The organism is Chitinivorax tropicus (genome assembly GCF_014202905.1).
GTDB lineage: Bacteria > Pseudomonadota > Gammaproteobacteria > Burkholderiales > SCOH01 > Chitinivorax > Chitinivorax tropicus.
On the sequence record NZ_JACHHY010000002.1, the window covers coordinates 1 to 20306 of the forward strand.

A 20306-nucleotide genomic window follows, 5' to 3' on the forward strand; every position below is an offset into this window, starting at 1 on the left:
CAAATATTGACGATTTATTATGCCATCAAGATAGGCGGGCGTCATGGTTGACCTGCCACAGATGGCCGATGAATCCAGCCGATACCATCTGTTTGGCGCCATCGATCGGGCCACACGCTGGGTGTTCATTGCCCGCTATCGCCGCAAGGCCGCTGATGCAGTCAGCTGCTCATCTTGCGAGGCTTGAGGGGTAGGCTCACCCCTCTGCCAAGGATTTCTGCATCGGCACACATGCCAAGCTGATACCACGCGGCGAACAGTACTCGCTGACTGCCTCGCCCACAAAACCGCAACGCCGATAGAACGGTGCCGCATTCAGCGTGGCTTTCAAAGTCAACACACCCAGACCCTGCTGTCTGGCAAGTTGCTCCAGATGATTCATGATGGCCTTGCCAACACCTTGCCCCGAGTGGCGGGAGGCCACAAAGATCGCATCAAGCTGGCCGCTATCCAGATTGACCGTCCCTGTCGCAATCACAGCACCATCTCGCTCAACAACGTGAAAACACTTGGCGACCAGCTCGGCGTAGCTGCTGGGCAGTTCGCCTTCTGTCCATCGGATCAGGTCGGGCATGGGGTAATGCCGCGCGCACTGGGCAAGAACGGCCTCGCGGCGGATGGCCCAGGCCTGGATGGCATCGTGTAGGGTGGCAGGGCGTATCACATCAGGCATAACGTTACCTCCACGTCGTCGATCCGGGTTGTTGGGCCTCCAACATACCATGACGCTGCCACTTTTCATAAAACGTTGCGCGGGAGATGCCCAAGCGTTTGGCAGCCTCGGTGCGATTCCCTCCGCAAGCGATAAGGGCAGCCTGTAAAGCTTGTCGCTCTGCTTGAGCCAATGTTTCCTGTAGGGGTGCGATGGTGTCAGCCGCAACAGGATCAGGCAGCAGTTGATCAAAGTCACATGCATCCAGCCGGTGGCGGTCGCTGTGCAAGCAGGCTTGTTCCAATACATTGCGTAGTTGCCGGATATTGCCGGGCCACCGCTGCCTTGCCAGACAAGCCAATGCGCCAGCGGTCAAGCTACGGGTGGCAAGGCCAGCCCGATCAGTGATCTGCTGCAACAGATGCTGGCACAATGCCGGTAGATCCGTCTGGCGATCACACAAACGAGGCAGCACAATCAACAACACATTTAGCCGATAGAACAGATCGGCCCTGAACAGCCCAGCAGTGACACGATCGGCCAGTCGGTGGCTGGTGGCGGCAATGATACGTACATCGATCCGCAGCAGGCGGTTACTACCCAGTGGCTCGATCTCCTGCTCCTGCAGCACACGCAGCAGCTTGACCTGCAGGGCTGGCGACAAATCCCCGATTTCATCGAGGAACAAGGTGCCACCATCCGCCAGCTTGAATTTACCATCCCGACCCTTACGGTCTGCCCCGGTATAGGCCCCTGCGCTGACACCGAATAACTCGGCTTCCAGCAAGGTGTCTGGGATGGCCGCGACATTCAAGGCAACAAAGGGCATGTCAGCCCGGCTGCTGGTGTTGTGGATGGCCTGCGCCAGCAACTCTTTGCCTGTGCCGGTCTCCCCTTCCAACAAAACAGTCGCGTCCAGCTGCGCCGCACGCTGGGCCAGGCACTTCATCTGCTGACAGGCTGGGCTCTGTCCGATGATGTCATCCAGACCATAAACGGCACGCCGCTGCTTGCCCAGTTCCCGCCTGGCCTGATCCAGCTCGCTTTGCAGCAATTTGAATTTTGCCAGCAGCGGTTTCAGCGGCTCCCAGCGCTCATACAACAGGATGCCGATGGCGCCGATGACCTCGTTGTGCGCATTCTTGACCGGAAAGCGCGTGACCACGAACATCTGATGTCGATAGTCCATGACATCCAGCAGAATCGGCTCGCCAGTGGCCAGCACTTCACGCAGTCGCGAATGGGGGATCAGAGTCTCGATTGGCGCACCCAGCGCATCCAGCGGCGAGGCAAGCCCCAGCAATGTCGCATACCGATCATTGAGCCAGACCACGCGAGCATCGCGATTGACCATGATTGCCCCTTCAAGCTGTCGCTCGAACAGATCGAAGAACACTTCGCGCAGCACCGATTGCAGATGATGGGGCTCATCCAGCAGACGTAATTGCAGATCAAGCGACATGGTGTCATCCCGGCATGGAAAGCGCATTGCCAGCAGATGCAGTCCTGGTGGTGACAGCGGCCAGAGTGGGCCAGCGGGCGCAATCTGGCCATTATGCGCGTGCGGGATCAGCCTGTCATGGCTGTTGACATTGGCTCACCAGATCGTCTGCATCTTGGTGATACCGTGGCTCAGGGGCAGCTATCTTCAGTAGTACAGACAGCGCTGAATCAGCCTGGGCAACTGGTTTGAATGTATGGGAAGGGAGTAACGCAGAACATCTGACAACACAGCAGGCGCGTACACCGGGCTTCGCCTCGAAACCCGGTGTCTGACGGCACCGGTACCAAGCTTACTTCTTCTTGGTTTCTTTCTTGGCGGCCTCTTTCTTGACTGGCGCAGCTTCTTTCTTCACATCCACTGCATCTTTCAGTGCCTTGGCGGCGCTGAACGCAGGCGATTTACGTGCGGGGATCTGGATTGCTTCACCAGTCTTGGGGTTGCGGCCAGTCTTGGCAGCCTTGTCTTTTACCGAGAACTTGCCAATGCCAGGCAGTACCACTTCTTCGCCTTTGGCCAGTGATACCTGAACGGCGGCGCCAAATGCATCGATGAAAGCTTCGGTGGCAGTTTTGGATTGCTGTGTACGCTCGGCGAGCGCATCGATCAATTCTTTTTTGGTACGCATGTGAAGACCCTTTAGTAAGTAAAGTACTTAGGCCAGCCAACAACGGCCTGGTTGCGCATTCAAGCAAGCTTTTGAGGTTTTTGCAATCATTCTGAATCAAGTTTGACGCGGTTTTGCGGGGCATGCTCGCACAAATTTGATTCGATTGTCATTTTTTTGCAAAAATATATCTGTCAATTCAACTGTATCGACCCCGTCAAGGGCCTACTCTCACGGCAGGGCAAGGCTCTACTGTATTCAGGCCGAACCACTGTGGACGTGCACCCCGGCTTGATCGAAATAAAGCGATGTATGCGGTAGCCGCAATAGCGTTTGCAAATTTTCCTGTGCGGCAGGCTTCGCCCAACTTGATGCGTCATTGCCAATCCCGTTGGCGTTTTGCAACAGTATCGCGGACATCAAAGTACCCGTGATCGCCAGCTCCTCAAACAACTCTTGTCGAGTCAGCACAGTCAATGCAGCCAGGGTGGCATGCCGATTGATACGCTGGCGGAGCTGCCGGACAACCGCCCGCTGTTTATCGAGATCCAGTACCTGATCAGTGGCCATCTGATAATTGCCGACCAGGTAGACCGACAGCGCCACACCCAGGTCATGCGCGGGCCACTGTTTTTCCATGGCGTCGATGTGATAAGCCAGCAACAACTGCTCGTATGTCGTCTGCACCTGTTTACTTTCCCGCTCGCCAACCCGCCAGGCAGCTGCCAACCGTACTGGTGCCAGCGGCTCAGGTGAGGCAATGATCACCGACGACCACCCCATCCCATCTGGGTACGCATGATCAACAGACCCGATGACGACATCGCGCAACAAACCGCGCGCATAACGCAAACGATCGCAAGCAGAGCCATCCTGATGCAGTGGGTGCGTAGGGTGGGCAGGGCTCGTCAGTGAGCTCATAACAATCGCCTCGCATTTCAATATTCTTATGTCATAAATCGGATTATATGTTCTTGTCATTGGAAACGAAAGGGGCATCCCGCCAGCGTCGGGACATCAGCACGCATAGAGATGACAAAAGCCCCTGGATTGCTCGCTCGCCTGGAACGCACCATGGTATGCAGCTGATACGCCCCACCCTCTGGCTTTGAACATGGGACATCTCAAACCTATGATGAAACGGGCAAAACAGCTTGTTGAACAGGCCACGCTTCTGTTTGCTATCCTAGGGTGTAGATTCGGTAACTAATAAAGGAGATGGTTTTGGCAATCTGGCTGATCCGTGCAGGTGAGCACGGCGAGTACAAATGGGCCAATGCCTAGCGACACAACACAGCCATTCGGGCGAATGGCTAATAGTCCAAAACTGAGATTGGCCGCCGCCAATGCGGTCAACCAGGCGGCGGATGAAGATGCACCCGTCAGCGACATCGGCCTTCGTGAGTTGGCCGCGACCAGCTGGCGACCACCAGCATCGACCATGCAATCGACAGCCTACGCACCACCGATCGGTAGTTTTAAATAGCGCCGCCCATTAGCTTCCACAGGCGGCAAATGGCCTGCTCGGATGTTGACCTGGATCGATGGCAGCAACAGGGTGGGGGGTTGCAAGGTAGCATCACGGGCCGTGCGGCGCGCCACAAAGGTGTCTTCATCCACGCCCTGGCCGATGTGCAGGTTGTGTTGGCGCTGTTCAGCCACGCTACTTTGCCATGCTGGCGCACGCCCAGCCGGTGGGTAGTCGTGACACATGAACAGGCGCGTCCGATCTGGCAGTGAAAGTAACCTATGGATGGAGCGGTACAGCTGCCGGGCATCACCCCCTGGGAAGTCGCAACGAGCCGTGCCAACATCTGGCATGAACAATGTATCACCCACAAACACCGCATCATCGATCCGGTAGGCCACGTCCGCTGGGGTGTGCCCCGGCACCGCCAGAACCTCCACCTGTAATCCGCCACAGCGGAATACTTCATTGTCCCTCAGCAATACATCAAATGGGCTGCCATCTGCGGCAAAGCTTTCTTCCAGATGGAACACGGGCTTGAACAGGGCCTGTACGGTGCGGATGTTTTCACCGATGGCAACCCGCCCCCCCAGATGCCGTTTCAACCATTGCGCGGCAGAGAGATGATCCGCATGGGCATGGGTTTCCAGTATCCACTCCAGCTGCAGTTGATGTGTCTGTAGAAACTGGCTGATGGCTTGTACGCTGTGTTCGCGGATGCGCGCACCAGGCGCGTCAAAGTCCAGCACCGGGTCGATCACCAACGCGTGTCCGCCTGGTTTGTCGTACACGACATAACTGATGGTACCGGTCGTAGGGTCGTAGAAGGGCTCGATCAAGGCTGCCATAGGGGGTTACTCCTGAGTTTGCATTTCATTATACTTTAATACATAATATATAAAAGTAAATTGTTTATTCCGGAACTATGGATATTGCCCCTCTACAACATGCGGCACGTGAAGCCAGTCAGTTGCTACGTGCTCTGGCCAATGAGGATCGCCTGCTGCTGCTGTGCCAGCTCAGCCAGGGGGAGCGCTCGGTTGGGGAATTGGAAACCCTGACCGGCATCCGCCAGCCCAGTCTTTCCCAGCAACTCGGCATCTTGCGCCAAGAGGCGCTGGTGCAGACACGGCGGGAGGGCAAGCGCATTCATTATCAAATCGCGGATGAAACGGCAAAGGCCATCCTGCAATTGTTATATCAACGCTATTGCCCTACCCCACCAGGAGAACCCAGATGACCATCGATTGGCTGCATTTCACCCCATGGAGTGCATTGGCAGGCGGGCTGCTCATTGGCCTTGCCGCTGCGCTGCTGCTACTCACTTTGGGCCGGGTGGCCGGGATCAGCGGCATTGTGGCTGGTCTGTTGCTGCCGCAGCATGGGGAATGGCCATGGCGGCTCGCGTTTGTGGTAGGTCTGCTGCTGTCCCCGTTGGCGTGGCAGCTGTGGCAACCACTACCGCCGATTCAGTTGTCCGGCAATGTCGGCCAGCTGATCGTAGCGGGTTTGTTGGTGGGGGTAGGCACCCGTATCGGCTCTGGCTGCACCAGCGGCCACGGCATCTGTGGCCTGTCCCGGCTCTCTGCCCGTTCTCTGGCAGCCACACTCAGCTTCATCGCCAGCGGCATATTGACCGTTGCCTTGCTGCGCCATCTGTAACAGGAGGTAGCTATGTTATTTGTACTGCTTGCAGCCCTCTGCGGCCTGCTGTTCGGCCTGGGGTTGATTGTGGCGGGCATGGCCAACCCTGCCAAAGTGCTCGCCTTTCTGGATGTGACCGGACACTGGGACCCGTCATTGATGTTGGTCATGGTCGGTGGAATCAGCCTGTCCGCATTGGGCTATATGGTGATTCGAAAGCGTGGCCGAACCTTGCTGGGCCTACCTTTGCAGCTGCCAACCGCACAGCATATCGACCGCAAGCTGTTATTCGGCGCAGCATTGTTTGGTATCGGCTGGGGGCTGACAGGCATCTGCCCTGGCCCGGCAGTGGTTTTGCTTGGCAGCGGTGTGGTAGACGTGCTGTGGTTTGTTCTGGCCATGTTGGCGGGGATGCTGCTGCACGACTGGTGGTGGCGCAGGCAATAAAATTGGGGAGATGGCTTTCACCACCTCCCCAAGACTACCTGCCACGATCAGCATGGCACGGCAGGGGCAAACCGGGCGCCGGTCAATGGCGGGATCGCCTACAACCAGATATGCGCATTCGGCACTTTAGCCCTGTTCAATCCTGCGATACTTGATATTTTGTGCGGTCAATAACGTTTTCAACAAGTTCCATCGATATGGTGTCATTGCACCGGAATCTTCTGATCCAGCACCGCAACAGCGGTAACGGCGTTATCCGGGCTGCCCTCGATGATTTTGTCCGAGTAGGTCAGGTAAGTGAGTGCGTTACGTTTCACATCCACGATGCGCACCACCCGCACATGTTTGAAAATGAAGGACGCACGCTCGCGGAATACTTCCTCTTGCCTGGGTAGTGGCTTCAGGAATTTCATTGGGCCAACCTGACGGCAAGCGACGGAGAACCGCGAGGGATCCTTGGCCAGACCGATGGCCCCCTTGAGCCCGCCCGTCTTGGCACGCGACACATAGCAGGCCACCCCCTCGACAGAGGGGTCGTCAAACGCCTCGATCACTACTTTATGATCTGGCCCCAGCAACTTGAACGCCGTATCGACCGAGCCGATCTCTTCCGCCTGCACCATCGCCACTGGCAACAACATCGCCAGCATGATCATCTGTTTCATGACGACTCCTGTTCATTGGATAACGGATTGCAGCCATGGTACCAAAATGGCTTGCCAGCTTGGTTGAAGCATGTAAATATACTGTCAATATTAACAGCTTTGTAATCATGTCAACGCTCTCTTTGTCAATCGAAGCGGCTCAAAGGGTTCAACTTGCTGGGCTTGGCCTGCTGACCAAGCCCAGGCGCCGAGCCACCAAGGCGGATGTGTTGGCATGCATTCGACAGATGGGTGCCTTGCAGATCGATACCATCCATGTGGTAGCGCGCAGCCCTTACCTCGTGTTGTGGAGCCGCCTGGGGCATTATCAAGCAAACTGGCTGGATGAACACTTGGCCGAGGGGGCACTGTTCGAATATTGGGCGCACGAGGCCTGTTTTCTACCGCGAGAGGATTACGGCCTGTTCCGACACCGGATGATCGACCCGCAGTCGATGGGCTGGAAATACTCGCATCAATGGATGACCGAACATCAGGAGTCCATCGCCCATCTGCTGGCGCACATCCGCCAACACGGCCCGGTCAGATCCGCCGATTTTGAGCGCAAGGATGGCAAAGGCGGCGGCTGGTGGAGCTGGAAACCCGAAAAACGCTCATTGGAGGTCTTGTTCACTGCGGGTGAATTGATGGTCGCACGTCGGCAGCAATTTCAGCGGGTATACGATCTGCGAGAGCGAGTCTTGCCCGAATGGGAGGATGCGCGGGATCTGCAAGCCGAGCCCATCTGTAAGGCCCAGCTGTGGGAGCAGGCTGTGCAAGCGCTGGGCGTGGCCCACACCAGTTGGATTGGCGATTATTACCGCACGGGGCGCCGCACATCGCAGGCTGCGCTGCATGCCTTGTGCGACGCAGGCAGGCTGATCCCCGTCCGCATCGAGGGTATTGCGGGTGAGTCCTTTTTACACCCGGCACATCTGGCAGTGGCTGAACAGGCAATGGCTGGCCAGCTCAATGCCACACATACCACCCTGCTCTCCCCCTTCGACCCGCTGATCTGGGATCGCAAACGCGCGGCCCAGCTGTTTGGCTTTGAATATAGTCTGGAGTGCTATACCCCTGCCCCAAGACGCCGCTACGGTTATTTCGTACTGCCGCTGCTGCGACGCGGCAAACTGGTTGGTCGGCTGGACGCCAAGGCCCATCGTCAGCAAGGCGTGTTCGAGATCAAGGCACTGTATCTGGAACCGCAAGTACGCATCAGCCAAGCCTTGGCGACAGATATTGCTGCAGCCCTTGCCCAATGCGCACAGTGGCATGGCACGCCCACTGTCGTCCTCACCCACTGCCTGCATCAGCCATTCAGCACGCTGTTGACCGATACCCTGCAAGCACTCGCCAACCAGCCACCGCCACGCGAGTGAACGACTGACCAGTGGCAGCAGACGGCGAACCGGGCCTGACAAGAGTGGCTGCTCACCGGCACCACCCTCCCCGCTGGATCGGCAAGCCTTCCCGCTACACAACCGATACAATACAGACTCCTATTGTCACGAGCGTGCCATGCGAGTTTTTCTGACCGGTGCAAGCGGTTTTGTCGGACGACACTTGTTACAACGGCTGATTGCGGATGGCCACGAGGTAAGGGCCCTGGTCAGACAGCCTGCAGATGCCCAAGCACTCAGCCAGGCCGGGGCCAAGATCGTTCGAGGTGACCTGCGCGATATCCTGCCTTGGGCAGAGGCCATGAACGATTGCGATTGCGTCATCCATGCCGCCGCCCTGGTGGCCACCTGGGGGCGCTGGCGTGATTTTGAGCGGCACAACGTCATTGCCACCCAGCAACTGCTGGATGCCGCGCACTACGCCTGCATTCCCCGCTTCCTATACCTCAGTAGCGAATCCGTCATGCAGGGTGATCAACCCTTGCTTGGCGTCGATGAATCCGCGACCACACACGCCCACCTGTCAGACTATGGCAAAAGCAAGCACCTGGCCGAGCAAGCCGTGTTGGCTCACTCGGGCCACATGCAATGCATCGTATTACGTCCCACTTTTGTCTGGGGAGTAGGGTGCCCCGCACTGGAAACCATCACCCGCCGGGCACGGCGGGGCGGATTCATCTGGGTGGATGAGGGCCGTGCGGCTTTCGAGCATATCCACGTTCTCAACCTGGTCGAAGCCATCTGCTTGGCCTTGCAGCATGGTCAGCACGGTGATGTGATGCTGGTGACCGACGATGAACAGCATACCGTGCGAGACTTTTTCGTACCGGTGCTGGCCACACTCGGGGCCCCCCTCCCCAAGCGCTCATGGCGATTGGATCAACTCAGCGGCCTGGTCGCGGGCCTGGAGCGGACGTGGCGCACGCTTCACCTCCCATTCCCCCCGCCCATCAACCGATTCGAGCTGGCATTCGTCTCCCAACCCCGCCGCTACAATATCCAGCGCGCACGCCAGATATTGGGCTACGAGCCGGTGATCAGCTTCCGCGAAGGCGTTGGGGCGCTGCGAAACCACCGACCAGACAACCGATGATTCAACCCGTTGATGAGCCGCCTTGCATCAATCGACACAGCAAGCCAGACCTGACGCCAGCTCCCGCCCCATTTCAGCCAATGAGTTCAATCATCGCAGCGATGCGCAACAAATAAAGGCACACACACCTTTCCAGTAATACGCAGAACACACCGTCGGCAAGCACCACGGCCCACCTTGGCGTGCATTTCAGCAAAACGTAGTCGATTCCGACTACAGGCCGTACCCAAGCCAATACGGCATTGATGCCTGTGATCATATTGGCCCAGATCACGTGACGCTGCCGGCATCGAGTGATCTGCGCACTGTCCAATACAATCCATTGCCCTTGCACCGACTCCTGCCTGATCTCCAAATAACGGCCTGCTATCCATCACCGCCAGGGTGCGCCGCACCTGTAATGGCAGGATTCGCGCAAGGGCGTCATTCATCCATTGCGGTGCATTGGCAAACAATATGCGGTCTTATTTACTCATAACTCAGCCACCAACTCCCAGGCCACGGTATCACGGCCAAGGTACTCACCGTGCGGCCCAAGTTTGAGCCAGTACGGTGCGACATCACCAGGCATCAACACCACCTGTGGCGCGTCGTCGTCATCCCCCGCCGCGACAGCCTCGAAGGCAGGATGGCGATACCGGCCATGCACGGCGCATGTCTCGCCGGTCTTCAGCCTGATCTTCTTGCTCGGAACTTTGCCCACAGGCGTGCGAGGCAAGCCGATCAAGCTGGTGGGTGGCCAGATACCAGGGGCATCAAGGCGGCGAATCCACAAGTCGCTTGTGCAGCGGTTGAATCGACACTCCCCGTTTACTGAACCCGTGCCCATCGAGCCGAAATTGCCGTTGCGAAGCGGTCGCAGCGCAGCGTTTGCTCGAACGTAAGCCTCAGGCACGGGCTCCTCGACAGGGCCGAGCTGCGGGTATTCACCTGAGCGGATGAAGAAGCCCGAGCCATGCGGAGTAGGCTCCACGCCAAAGCGGCGGCAATACGCTACAAAGGCGTCAGGGCCACCCAGGCGCTGCGTCAACGTGTTACCGATGAAGGTTAGCCAGTCCATGCTTTTAAGGCCATTGGGGGCTTGCAAAGCGTCGAAAGTACCTCCGGCATAGAGAGCCAAGTAGCGCGTTGCTACGTCCAGCTCTTCTGGTTCCCACTCAATCTGCTGCTCAGTGGTAATGGCACCAAACCCGGCGTGGCCGTGAAATGGAGTGAGTCGGTCGTTGCAAAGGAAGATAAGGTCAGAGAGCGTTTTTTGCTGCTCTGCTTGGAAGATCAAAGCGCGAGGAAGATGGAATGAGAGGGACGAAATCCGCCCTTCCATCCATCCACGCTCGGTTAGGCACGTTAGCGCATAGTCGCTCACCTCCTCGCGATCCTCGCCAGAGGCCACGTACCACTCGACCGCATCGTCTTCATCAAGAGTTTTGACGTGGTTGCGGAAGGAAGGGAGCTTCTTGTCTTCGAGTCGGACGGTTTTCCAAGTGTCTGGATTGCAACCCCACTTCAACTCGTGGCCATAGGCCGCCTCGAAGGCCTCGACACATTCAATCAGGGCCGCTCTCTTTGCCGGTGTATGTCCGTCCCAGAAATAGAACGACGCGGAGAAGCCCACCGTCAGAACAACTCGGTTGTGGTCGGAATCGACATATTGGAAATCGGGCACTAGTGCCTCGATCTTTGCAAGGTTATCGCTCATGGTTTCTTGTCCTTGTTGATTGGCGCTGCCGTGGCAGCTCCCCCCACAACCAGCAGTGCTACGCCGGCAGCAACGGCTTCTGCCGGGAGTGCGGCAACGGCAATCACGCCGACCAACACAACGCCCGCTGCAACGCCTGCGGTCTTGAGCCAACTGCTCATCGACGACCCTTCCTCTTGGGAGGCTACTGGCCCGTACTGTGGGCGCACAGGTCGCGGAGCAGGGGCAGGTTTCGGCGGCGCAGGCTGGTACCAATGCCGTTGCTCGGTGCGCTCTCGCTTCATTGGTGTTGTAACCGGAGAGCGTACTGGCTCTTCGACTGGGCGTCGGCGCTTGGCACCACACTCGCAATCATTGGCTTTAAGCAGGCGAAACCGATCTGGGCCAGCAATAAGTGCGTAGTCCTCTTGCTGAGAACGAGACAGTTGGTCACCATCAAATTTGATCTCGACTACAGTCTCAATGTTAGCCTTGACCGGGATGAGGCGCTTCCAGTCGATATGCCCACTGGCGCGCATGGCAGCCAGCTCCGCACCTGTCGATTTGAGGATGATGCAATCGGGAATGCGCAGCAGCCCCTTCTGTGGCCTGCCTTCCAAATTCCGCTTGAGGATACCATCGCCAATAGCCCGTCCTAGCGGAAAGCGGCTAGGTCGATTCGGCTGGTCGCGGCTCATCAGCGGCGCAGGCGGGTTGGTTTTCATGTTGAAACCCACCTCGGCCTTGTAGCGCCAGACAAGCTGACTGGCTTCTTCATCCAGCCAGATGCGTGCTGTCACGCAGCGTTGCTTGAGTTCCTGCCCGCTCTTGCTGAATATCGCGGTCCCTGCGCTGCACTCGCAGATGTGCTCGCACAGGTAGCCTTTGTCCAACGGATCATCAATTCCAATGTCTCGCCCTGCTGATGCACTACGTGTAACGGATCGAGCAACGCCGCGACCAGGAGTCGGTACACCTGCCATCGTCACAAGCCCTCGTAGTTGAGTTCTGCGTAGTGATACGGGTCAGTATCGTCGACAGGTTTCGGATGGGCCACCACTTCGACCGGCAGAGGCGAGTCTGTCCACACCACGTCGGTGCGGCCTTGCTCGTCGGTCTCGCCGGTGAAGGCCCTGCCCTCACCGGTTCTGATGGTGTATGGCACGCCAGTCAATGGCTTGCCCGTTATGTTGTCGTGCAATATGAAGTGCTCTTGGAAGCGTAGCGCCTGCTTGGGCGCGTATTCCTCAATAGGTGCCGCTGTGACGTTGACATCGTCGCCTTCATCATCATCCGTTCCCCATCCTGTGTGGTCGTTGTGGCGGGAGTACAGCACGGCACCGCAGGCGGTCATATCCTGATCATAGGCAACAGGCCTGCCAAAACCGGTGACCGATGGAAAACGGCTACTGATGATAGTTGAGACGACTTTGCAGCGTGGGCAGGTCACCTTGTCACCGACGCGTGCGATGGGTTGTCCATCAATCGTCCAGGTCGGGTCGCCTGTGATGACCACGCCACCGTGTGATGTGCGGTCACCCAGCACGATGAATCCGATGATTGCCACATCTTCCTCCCATTCTTTTTATTGACATGGCATATCTCACCAAAAATCGTCCTCCTCGATCGCCAGTCCTATGGCCACCAAGCATTGGTATACGCGGCTTTCTGTGGGCGTGGTCTTGATGGTTTGGCTATCACCCCTGCTCACCTGCTGGACGATAGTGCAGACCTGCATTCCGCCATAACAACACAAAGCGTCAGGTGCGACGATCAAGCGCCAGCTTGGTTGCGGCCTGATGGGCGCCCCAATGGGCATTCAGATAGGCTCTGGTGGGGCGCTCTACCAGGTAATAGGAGGCCAGGCCACATACCAATCCCAGCAGCAGCGCCAGCACAGGCGACGGGCCGTGCGGCTGATGGCTCCAGAGGTAAAACGGCTGTTGCCAGAGATAGAGTGAATACGACCACAAGCCCAGCTGGCGTAACGGCACCCAGGACAGCATGGCAGCAAACCAGCCGCGCGTGACCGTGAGCATGCAAATGGATGCGATGAAGCAACCGGTGCCAAGTATCCTTTGCACAGCCAGGGGCCAAGACCACCAGTGCAGCACGATGCCCGCAAGCAACAGCGCCGGGGCCGCCCATCGCCAAGTCAATCCGGTCGGCATGGGTCTGCCAGCCGCCACCCACAGGGCGGCACCCAGCAATCCATACGCGGCAGTCTCCGTTTGCAGCCATTGTGTAAAGGCCAGCTTTGGCGGGGCCCACCACTGGTAGACAAGTGTGCATGCGACCGAGGCGGCGAACAACACCGCCACACCACGGCCTTGAGAGAACAGATGGCGGCGACAGATCACGGCAATGAGCGACAATACGATGTAGCTGTGCTCCTCCACCGACAAGGACCAGATGTGGCCAAAGGGCATCAAGCCCGTGCCCGTGCTGGCATCAGGGTGTATGTAGTTGTTGAGGAACAAGATAGCCGCAGCGAATTCCCTGATGCTGATGGGCTGATCAAACACGAACCAGCACAGTGTGATGATCAAGATGAACGATAAATGTGCGGGGACGATTCTGGCGATCCGTCTTCTATAGAATCGTGCAATCGGCTCCTGCTTTTCAAAGAGCAGCCCTCCCATCAACAGGCCGGACAAGACAAAGAAGAGGTTCACCCCGATGGTGCCGAAATTGAGCCCTGGCACGGGAAAGAAGTGGCCGACCAACAAAGCGCAGATGGCCAGGCCACGCCATCCATCCAGATAACCGACATGCTCGGTCTTACCATCTGCGAGATGTTGTAGATTGGTCATGGGTGTGGATTGAATGAATTGAATGAATTGAATGAAGTGCCGCTCAACTCTCTCGGAAGGCCACGCATCGCGAGGTATGGGGCAAGGACAACATATACATCTGCCACCGGCCAGCGCCACATGCCTGCCATGATACGCATGCGGTCGCCGCAATGAACGCCTTGGTTTGACCCCTTGTCTGGGCCCCTGGCTCGGTTGATACGGTTCAGCTCAGGCCGTGAAAGCACATCACCGGAACCATTGGTCTTTTCATTGTGCAGTGGCGGTTTGGCACGGTCAATCCATTTATTGCGCAGGTCACCACGGGGGTGGCAGCATCAACGATGGTGCCGTGCCGGTGTCGGTAGATGCGCTTTCATGGCATGGATATGTACCAATCAGTTATTGAAAAGCACCAAATCCGTTTGCCTTACACAAAAAAAACGCAGCAACCCGACGCCCCTGGGTCACTGCGCAAATGAAGGAAAACAACAAATCAAACGCTTGGGCAGTCCGCCCGGACTCACTGTCAGCGAGGCTACTGCGGCACCACCAACTGCTTGTTGACGACCTGGATCTGATCTGCCGCCACGGGGCTTGTGCTGATGGCAGGCAGGTTGGCGATGGTCAGTTCATCTGCCTGATTGGCCCGTGGTGTTGCGCGGACAACCTGACTGGGTGGCAAACCCCGCCCCTGTGATAAGTGGACGTACATGTGATCCATGGCTTGATCAAAGTAATAGTGAACTGGGGTGAAGCGCGTGCCGAACCCAGCCAGGCCCAGGAATGCATCAAAATGCTGGCCATGGGTGATCTCGATATAGCGTAAGCGGCTGTTACCACCCTCCTTCAGATGATTGGCCAGCACATAGGCGCGAGAGGTGTGGTTGATGGCCAGCAGCGCGTCTGCCCGCCCGGTGACGATCAATGCGGGCTTGCCGCGCAGATTGGCGCTACGTAATACCTGCTTGAGCCCGGACTGGATACGGCTGCTCTGTGCTTGCTCGTTGCCCGTCAGCGCCTGTTGTGTCACTGGATCAATGCCCGTGACCAAGCGGCGCAGGCACAGTGCGCCATCCAGATTGTAGTCCCGCTGCCCCTGCGCATTGGTCGCCAGATCTTCCCTGATCGTGGTCAAGCCGGTCGACCCATACACCATGCTGATGCCAGATGAGGGCGGAATGCCGTTCAGCGTGGCATACAACGGGGCCAAGCCCAACGGCGTGGTGGGGATGACCAAGCCCAGATTATTGGTCACGGCATAACCAAACTGGCATAAATTGTCCGCCACACTGAACCGCCCATAGGCATTGGCATAGGCCATGGCGATGCCCTGGGTAGCCGCAAAGACGTACTGGAACGGCTGGGCGATATCGCTGTCGGCATTCCAGCCATAGGCCCGCAGCTTGGCCAGGGCAGCATTGGCTTGCGACAGCGTGGTATCGCCCGCCAGCAACCCAAGGCTGGCCAGCCGCGCACAACGCACCGCACCACGCACGGGGTCCACCACATTCGACGGGGCACCGGCCAAGGCGGGGGACAGCGCCGCGCAAGGCTGATACAGGTTGGCATAGCTGATGTAATCCAGCAGCGGCTTACCGACCTGTTCGAATACCACATCCCCTTGGCGGATAGTCACCCCCTCGATACCGCTGACTTCTACATTCGGCTCACTGACCGCCACCCCAGATATCAGCCCGGCGCTATCCTGTTCCGCTGCAGCCAGTGCAGCCCCGCCGCCATTCGAAATGCTGGAGGCGATGACAATGGTACGGGCGGGTTTTACCGCATCACGATAACGCCGTCCCTTGCCTGCATCGCTACCAAATTGCTGGTTCAACACATAGTAGGCAAAGCGAACCGAATCCAGCGTATTGCGCCCCCAGTCCTTCTCTGGGTTTTGTTGGGAATGGGCATGCTTGACAGCGACCCGGTTCGGAAAACCGGCGTTGTATTGCTGTAGTACCTGGTCAGACAATCTGGCACGGAAATGGGCCAGCTTGCCTGCTGGCTCCGCAACTTGACGCGTGCCATCCAGCAGCATGACTGTGTCGCTGACCAGATCATGCACACTGGCCCCGGAGCCTTTGTCGGTATACGCCACCGCACAACCATGTTTAAGCCCCCATTCCCCCGCACTGCCGATCGCACCATAGATGCCACGCGAGCCGGAAGAGGCAGCTGTGACGATGCAGGGCTTATCCAACTTGAAACTGTCTGGCACTTGCACCATCAGCACCACGTTTTCCTTACCACTGCGGTCGCCGGCAAAGGCCAGATACTCGGTGCCAGCAATCTTGCCCTCGCCCAGGGTATTTGCCCCTTGCGTATCGATGTTCGGGCCCCATAGGCGGCCATAACCACCCGCTGTCGAGATGTCGAGCACTGCACGATAATTTGACCAGATGGCATTGCGACGCAGCTCTGCCGCAGTGGGCTGGGCCGGGTCGGCAAAGAGGGGTGCGGACGGCGCGGCCAAGCCGGTTTTACCCAACCCTGCTGTCAACAGATCATCGGCTTGCCCGTCGTAGCGAGCCTGTTTGATCTCGCCCTGCAGAAAGGCCGGGCGGATATTGAGCAGCTTGAAGTTGAGGATACCCCCTGACACCTCGGCCTCTTTCAGATCGCCCAATGTATCGAGGCTACGATCCAACTCATCACCGATCTGCATGACCGCTTGACGGAAGCTGGTTTCGAACTGATCCGGCAGCGCCCCGGCCTCACGCAATGCACGCATGACACCCTGCTCCGCGCTCCGCAGCGTATCCGCAACCAGGCTACGGTGCCCCGCCTGCTGGAAAACCGCACCAGGCTCCGCCCCTAACGCCCGACGAGCGATCAGCTCGGTGACCTGGTTGATATTGATCGGGCCACCAGCCTCATCAGCCAAGGCCAGTGAGTGCAACCGCTCCCCTGCACCGGTGACTACCTCCAGCATCAGCGGTGCAGTCAAGCCCTCGACGCTGATGCGGTATTGTCCCTGGTCATCCGTGACAGCGTGCCGCTCCTGGCCTTTTGCGTCTTTCAGCACCAGCGCGGCCTGGGCAATGGCATCGCCCGTTGCCGCCGTACCCTGCAGCTCGCCATGCAATACCGCATTGTCGCCCGCCCCGCTACCGCCTCCTCCACCGCACCCGGCCAAGCCGAGCAACACACCTACCCACCACAACCGGACTGAAACCATGTTGCCTCCTGGGTGTCGTTGATTTGGTCAAAGCCATTTCGGCATGGCTCAAGACTGCTTGACCAAGCTTCGCAATAGATACTTCTGGATCTTGCCGGTTGACGTTTTGGGTAATGCGCCGAAGACAACCTCCTTCGGCGTTTTATAACCCGCCAGCCTTGCCCGGCAGAAAGAGATCAACTCGGTTTCAGTGGGGGCCGCCACACCCTCTTTCAGCGTGACAAAAGCACAAGGCACCTCTCCCCATTTTTCGTCTGGTTTGGCGACAACTGCCGCCTCCAGCACCGCTGGGTGCTGGTAGAGCGCCGCCTCGATCTCGATGGAAGGAATATTCTCCCCGCCCGAAATGATGATGTCCTTTGAGCGGTCTTTCAGCTCGATATAGCCATCGGGGTGCAATACGCCTAGATCCCCTGTGTGAAACCAGCCACCGGCAAAGGCTTCTGCGGTTGCGGCAGGGTTCTTCAGATACCCCTTCATCACGATATTGCCTCGAAACATCACCTCACCCAGTGTCTGGCCATCCGCCGGCACGGGTTGCATGATGTCCGGGTTCATCACCGTCACGGCCTCCAGCATGGGGTATCGCACCCCCTGCCGCTTGAGGATGGCAGCTTGCTCGTCGCCATGCAGGGCGTCAAATTCCGGCTTCCATTGGCACAGCGTTGCCGGGCCATAGGTCTCCGTCAGCCCATATAGATGTTGCACCTTGAAGCCAATCGCCTCCGCTGCACGGATGATGGGCACTGGTACCGGGGCCGCCGCCGCATTGAATCGCACCTGATTGGGAAACGGCAGCCGAACTGCATCCGGGGCATTGATGAACATATTCAACACCACCGCCGCACCACACATGGTGTTGACCTGATGCGCCGCAATCAGCTGGTACATGGTCGCCGCCTCCACACGGCGCAGACACACCGATGTCCCCCCCAGCGCAGCCAGCGTCCAGATGAAACACCAGCCGTTGCAATGGAACATCGGCAATGACCACAATTTGACCGTGTCGTGTGTCATGCCAGTGGCGAGGATATTGGAAACCGCGTTGAGATATGCCCCTCGGTGGTGATAGACCACGCCCTTGGGGTTCCCGGTGGTGCCAGAGGTATAGTTCAACGATATGGCATCCCACTCGTCCACAACCGGTATGCCCTGATATGCAGAGCTGCCCTCAGCCAATAATTGCTGATAATTCAAAGGGCCCAGCCGCGCGCCGGTATCGTGCTCGCTATCGATGATATCGACCACCAGCGGTTTACGGCTGGCCATCCCCACCGCTTCCCTGGCCAATTCGATGAACTCGGTATCCACCAACAAGACCCTGGCCTCACCATGATCGATCTGGAAGGCGAGGGTCTGTGCATCCAATCGGTAGTTCATGGTATTGAGCACCGCCCCGCACAGCGGCACACCAAAGTGGGCATCGATCATTTCAGGAATATTGGGTGCCAACACCGCCACGGTGTCCCCCACGCCGACACCAAACTTGGCCAAGCCCGATGCCAGCCGCCTGGCGCGCGACGCCACATCTGCCCAGGTGTAGCGACGGTCACCATGGATCACCGCCCATTTATCCGGCCACACCTCAGCGGCCCGGCTCAGGAAGGTCAACGGTGTCAGCGGGACATAGTTGGCCTGATTGGCATCCAGGCCAATGCGAAATGGGTTGGGCGTGGTGAGTGATTCCATCAAACATGACCTTTGGGTGGTAAGTATCAGTCATACAGATTCTGCTGGTGGGATAAGCAGGATCTGAGCCATAAAAGCCATCCAATTGTTTCAAATCGATATTTTTAAATTCAGCTTTCATCGATCTACAAAACCCATGTCGCGTGTTCTACATATGCAGACAACCCTCGGGGCGAAATCAGAGCACAACTGTCTGCTTTATCGGACACAAAATGGCATGGCTCATTAAATTCAATATAATCAATTTGTTGGTGAAATATCTATTGTCCAGCTTTCCAGACACTGATCATCCCTGCCCTCTTGCATACATCCGCCAGGTGCTTCCCTGCTGACAAGCAGTGCCTTTATACTTCATGGCACTGCATTTTTATTCAGATTTATTGCCTCGGCCATGCCACCCCAGCGCAAAATCATCCATGTGGATTGCGACTGTTTCTATGCCGCCATCGAGATGCTTGACGACCCCAACTTGCGCGGCAAGCCGATCGCGGTAGGTGGCCGACAGGAAGCGCGCGGAGTGATTGCCACCTGCAATTACGAGGCAAGGGCTTTCGGGGTGCGCTCTGCCATGCCAACCAGCCGGGCGCTGAAACTATGCCCGAAGCTGATTCTGATCCGCCCACGCGCTGACCGGTACCGGGCGGTGTCAAAGCAAGTTCGCCAGATCTACGAGTCTTTTACCGATCGCATCGAGCCTTTGTCGCTGGATGAAGCCTATCTGGATGTCACCGGGGTCGGGCTGTGTCAGGGCAGTGCGACCTTCATGGCGGAGGCAATCCGTCAGCGCATCCGCGAGGAAATCGGCATCACAGCCTCGGCGGGCATTGCACCCAATAAATTCCTGGCCAAGATCGCCAGCGATTGGCACAAACCCGATGGGCAATTTGTGATCCGCCCGCAAGAGGTGGATGCGTTTGTGAAAGTGTTACCGGTCGGGAAGTTGTTCGGCGTGGGTAAAGTCACCGAAGCGCGCATGCACAAGATGGGGCTGTTCACCTGCGAAGACTTGCGCAGCTTGAGCCCAACCGAACTCAGCCATCGTTTTGGCGCTTTTGGTGAGCGCCTGTGGCAATTGGCGCATGGAGTCGATGAGCGGGAAGTTGTTACCGACGAGCCTCGCAAATCGCTTTCTGTCGAAACCACCTTTGTCACCGACCTGCCCGATGCCGCAACATGCAAGGCCGAGCTACCCGCCTTGTTCGACGACTTACTGAAACGGCTGGCCCGTGTCGAGACCCGTTACCGCGTCAACAAAGCCTACTTCAAGATGAAGTTTGCCGACTTTAGCCAAACCACCATGGAACTGGCCGCTACCAGCCCGGATCTCAATACCTATAACCAAATGTGTGAGATATGCCACCAGCGGCGCCACCAGCCCGTCAGACTAGTGGGTATCGGTGTCCGGTTTGTGATACAACACGACGATATCCAGCCCTCGCTGTTCTAGGCACTGTTGGCGCAGCTTCAGGGCTCAGGACAACGCAACGCAGCATATTGTCATGAC

Annotated in this window: 18 protein-coding genes and 1 pseudogene; 7 read left to right on the forward strand and 12 right to left on the reverse strand. The window is 57.7% G+C overall.

The window, feature by feature from the left end:
* Nucleotides 1-52 precede the first annotated feature (52 nt).
* Nucleotides 53-154: pseudogene (locus HNQ59_RS01335) on the forward strand (IS481 family transposase); the annotation flags it as partial.
* Between the two features lie 42 nt (nucleotides 155-196).
* On the opposite strand, the gene HNQ59_RS01340 reads toward HNQ59_RS01335, so the two are convergent.
* The 5 genes from HNQ59_RS01340 to HNQ59_RS01360 form a co-directional block, all read right to left on the reverse strand.
* The gene (locus HNQ59_RS01340) at nucleotides 197-673 is read right to left on the reverse strand and encodes a GNAT family N-acetyltransferase (RefSeq protein ID WP_184034163.1); all 477 of its coding nucleotides are present in this window, start codon (nucleotides 671-673) and stop codon (nucleotides 197-199) included.
* Nucleotides 674-677: 4 nt separating this feature from the next.
* Entirely contained in the window at nucleotides 678-2114 is a 1437-nt protein-coding gene (locus HNQ59_RS01345) for a sigma-54 interaction domain-containing protein (RefSeq protein ID WP_184034165.1), read from the reverse strand.
* 331 nt (nucleotides 2115-2445) lie between these two features.
* Nucleotides 2446-2781 (reverse strand): HU family DNA-binding protein, encoded by a 336-nt coding sequence (locus HNQ59_RS01350; protein ID WP_184034168.1) that lies wholly within the window; start codon nucleotides 2779-2781, stop codon nucleotides 2446-2448.
* Between the two features lie 237 nt (nucleotides 2782-3018).
* The gene (locus HNQ59_RS01355; protein WP_184034170.1) at nucleotides 3019-3681 is read right to left on the reverse strand and encodes a DUF6683 family protein; all 663 of its coding nucleotides are present in this window, start codon (nucleotides 3679-3681) and stop codon (nucleotides 3019-3021) included.
* Between the two features lie 534 nt (nucleotides 3682-4215).
* The gene (locus tag HNQ59_RS01360) at nucleotides 4216-5076 is read right to left on the reverse strand and encodes an MBL fold metallo-hydrolase (RefSeq protein WP_184034172.1); all 861 of its coding nucleotides are present in this window, start codon (nucleotides 5074-5076) and stop codon (nucleotides 4216-4218) included.
* 77 nt (nucleotides 5077-5153) lie between these two features.
* On the opposite strand from HNQ59_RS01360, the gene HNQ59_RS01365 reads away from it, so the two are divergent.
* Genes HNQ59_RS01365 through HNQ59_RS01375 form a run of 3 tightly spaced genes read left to right on the forward strand, consistent with a single transcriptional unit; the run spans nucleotide 5154 to nucleotide 6319 of the window.
* Nucleotides 5154-5468, forward strand: coding sequence for an ArsR/SmtB family transcription factor (locus HNQ59_RS01365; RefSeq protein WP_184034175.1), 315 nt, complete (start codon nucleotides 5154-5156; stop codon nucleotides 5466-5468).
* On the forward strand, nucleotides 5465-5890 hold the full coding sequence (locus tag HNQ59_RS01370) for a YeeE/YedE family protein (protein WP_184034178.1): 426 nt from the start codon (nucleotides 5465-5467) through the stop codon (nucleotides 5888-5890). The genes HNQ59_RS01365 and HNQ59_RS01370 overlap by 4 nt, the downstream gene beginning before the upstream one ends.
* A 12-nt stretch (nucleotides 5891-5902) precedes the next feature.
* Entirely contained in the window at nucleotides 5903-6319 is a 417-nt protein-coding gene (locus tag HNQ59_RS01375) for a YeeE/YedE family protein (RefSeq protein WP_184034181.1), read from the forward strand.
* A 203-nt stretch (nucleotides 6320-6522) separates the two neighbouring features.
* On the opposite strand, the gene HNQ59_RS01380 is transcribed toward HNQ59_RS01375, so the two are convergent.
* The gene (locus tag HNQ59_RS01380) at nucleotides 6523-6984 is read right to left on the reverse strand and encodes a CreA family protein (RefSeq protein ID WP_184034184.1); all 462 of its coding nucleotides are present in this window, start codon (nucleotides 6982-6984) and stop codon (nucleotides 6523-6525) included.
* 107 nt (nucleotides 6985-7091) lie between these two features.
* On the opposite strand from HNQ59_RS01380, the gene HNQ59_RS01385 reads away from it, so the two are divergent.
* Both HNQ59_RS01385 and HNQ59_RS01390 read left to right on the forward strand, forming a co-directional pair.
* Complete coding sequence (locus HNQ59_RS01385) at nucleotides 7092-8345, forward strand: winged helix-turn-helix domain-containing protein (protein WP_184034187.1); 1254 nt, start codon at nucleotides 7092-7094, stop codon at nucleotides 8343-8345.
* A gap of 139 nt (nucleotides 8346-8484) precedes the next feature.
* Nucleotides 8485-9459: an NAD-dependent epimerase/dehydratase family protein gene (locus HNQ59_RS01390; protein ID WP_184034190.1), complete on the forward strand. Its 975-nt coding sequence runs from the start codon at nucleotides 8485-8487 to the stop codon at nucleotides 9457-9459.
* Nucleotides 9460-9931: 472 nt separating this feature from the next.
* Here the strand turns inward: HNQ59_RS01390 and HNQ59_RS01395 are convergent, their stop codons facing one another.
* From HNQ59_RS01395 to HNQ59_RS01420, 6 genes are all read right to left on the reverse strand, one after another.
* Nucleotides 9932-11158, reverse strand: coding sequence for a type VI immunity family protein (locus HNQ59_RS01395; protein ID WP_184034193.1), 1227 nt, complete (start codon nucleotides 11156-11158; stop codon nucleotides 9932-9934).
* Nucleotides 11155-12120, reverse strand: coding sequence for a VRR-NUC domain-containing protein (locus HNQ59_RS01400; protein ID WP_184034196.1), 966 nt, complete (start codon nucleotides 12118-12120; stop codon nucleotides 11155-11157). The genes HNQ59_RS01395 and HNQ59_RS01400 overlap by 4 nt, the downstream gene beginning before the upstream one ends.
* 2 nt (nucleotides 12121-12122) lie before the next feature.
* Nucleotides 12123-12704 (reverse strand): PAAR domain-containing protein, encoded by a 582-nt coding sequence (locus tag HNQ59_RS01405; RefSeq protein WP_184034198.1) that lies wholly within the window; start codon nucleotides 12702-12704, stop codon nucleotides 12123-12125.
* Between the two features lie 193 nt (nucleotides 12705-12897).
* Nucleotides 12898-13950: an acyltransferase family protein gene (locus HNQ59_RS01410; RefSeq protein WP_184034201.1), complete on the reverse strand. Its 1053-nt coding sequence runs from the start codon at nucleotides 13948-13950 to the stop codon at nucleotides 12898-12900.
* Between the two features lie 517 nt (nucleotides 13951-14467).
* Nucleotides 14468-17113, reverse strand: coding sequence for a 3-hydroxybutyrate oligomer hydrolase family protein (locus tag HNQ59_RS01415; RefSeq protein WP_184034204.1), 2646 nt, complete (start codon nucleotides 17111-17113; stop codon nucleotides 14468-14470).
* A 48-nt stretch (nucleotides 17114-17161) separates the two neighbouring features.
* Nucleotides 17162-18802 (reverse strand): acyl-CoA synthetase, encoded by a 1641-nt coding sequence (locus HNQ59_RS01420; protein WP_184034207.1) that lies wholly within the window; start codon nucleotides 18800-18802, stop codon nucleotides 17162-17164.
* Between the two features lie 391 nt (nucleotides 18803-19193).
* Here HNQ59_RS01420 and dinB point away from each other — a divergent pair, with 391 nt between their 5' ends.
* Nucleotides 19194-20249, forward strand: a complete 1056-nt coding sequence (gene dinB / locus HNQ59_RS01425) for a DNA polymerase IV (RefSeq protein WP_184034210.1) — start codon at nucleotides 19194-19196, stop codon at nucleotides 20247-20249.
* The last annotated feature ends 57 nt before the right edge of the window (nucleotides 20250-20306 follow it).

Excerpts from the sequence above, each read along its gene's own strand:
- HNQ59_RS01340 (WP_184034163.1), bottom strand. The coding sequence starts at position 673 with ATGCCTGATGTGATACGCCCTGCCACCCTACACGATGCCATCCAGGCC.
- HNQ59_RS01345 (WP_184034165.1), bottom strand. The coding sequence starts at position 2,114 with ATGTCGCTTGATCTGCAATTACGTCTGCTGGATGAGCCCCATCATCTG.
- HNQ59_RS01350 (WP_184034168.1), bottom strand. The coding sequence starts at position 2,781 with ATGCGTACCAAAAAAGAATTGATCGATGCGCTCGCCGAGCGTACACAG.
- HNQ59_RS01355 (WP_184034170.1), bottom strand. The coding sequence starts at position 3,681 with ATGAGCTCACTGACGAGCCCTGCCCACCCTACGCACCCACTGCATCAG.
- HNQ59_RS01360 (WP_184034172.1), bottom strand. The coding sequence starts at position 5,076 with ATGGCAGCCTTGATCGAGCCCTTCTACGACCCTACGACCGGTACCATC.
- HNQ59_RS01365 (WP_184034175.1), top strand. The coding sequence starts at position 5,154 with ATGGATATTGCCCCTCTACAACATGCGGCACGTGAAGCCAGTCAGTTG.
- HNQ59_RS01370 (WP_184034178.1), top strand. The coding sequence starts at position 5,465 with ATGACCATCGATTGGCTGCATTTCACCCCATGGAGTGCATTGGCAGGC.
- HNQ59_RS01375 (WP_184034181.1), top strand. The coding sequence starts at position 5,903 with ATGTTATTTGTACTGCTTGCAGCCCTCTGCGGCCTGCTGTTCGGCCTG.
- HNQ59_RS01380 (WP_184034184.1), bottom strand. The coding sequence starts at position 6,984 with ATGAAACAGATGATCATGCTGGCGATGTTGTTGCCAGTGGCGATGGTG.
- HNQ59_RS01385 (WP_184034187.1), top strand. The coding sequence starts at position 7,092 with ATGTCAACGCTCTCTTTGTCAATCGAAGCGGCTCAAAGGGTTCAACTT.
- HNQ59_RS01390 (WP_184034190.1), top strand. The coding sequence starts at position 8,485 with ATGCGAGTTTTTCTGACCGGTGCAAGCGGTTTTGTCGGACGACACTTG.
- HNQ59_RS01395 (WP_184034193.1), bottom strand. The coding sequence starts at position 11,158 with ATGAGCGATAACCTTGCAAAGATCGAGGCACTAGTGCCCGATTTCCAA.
- HNQ59_RS01400 (WP_184034196.1), bottom strand. The coding sequence starts at position 12,120 with ATGGCAGGTGTACCGACTCCTGGTCGCGGCGTTGCTCGATCCGTTACA.
- HNQ59_RS01410 (WP_184034201.1), bottom strand. The coding sequence starts at position 13,950 with ATGACCAATCTACAACATCTCGCAGATGGTAAGACCGAGCATGTCGGT.
- HNQ59_RS01415 (WP_184034204.1), bottom strand. The coding sequence starts at position 17,113 with ATGGTTTCAGTCCGGTTGTGGTGGGTAGGTGTGTTGCTCGGCTTGGCC.
- HNQ59_RS01420 (WP_184034207.1), bottom strand. The coding sequence starts at position 18,802 with ATGGAATCACTCACCACGCCCAACCCATTTCGCATTGGCCTGGATGCC.
- dinB (WP_184034210.1), top strand. The coding sequence starts at position 19,194 with ATGCCACCCCAGCGCAAAATCATCCATGTGGATTGCGACTGTTTCTAT.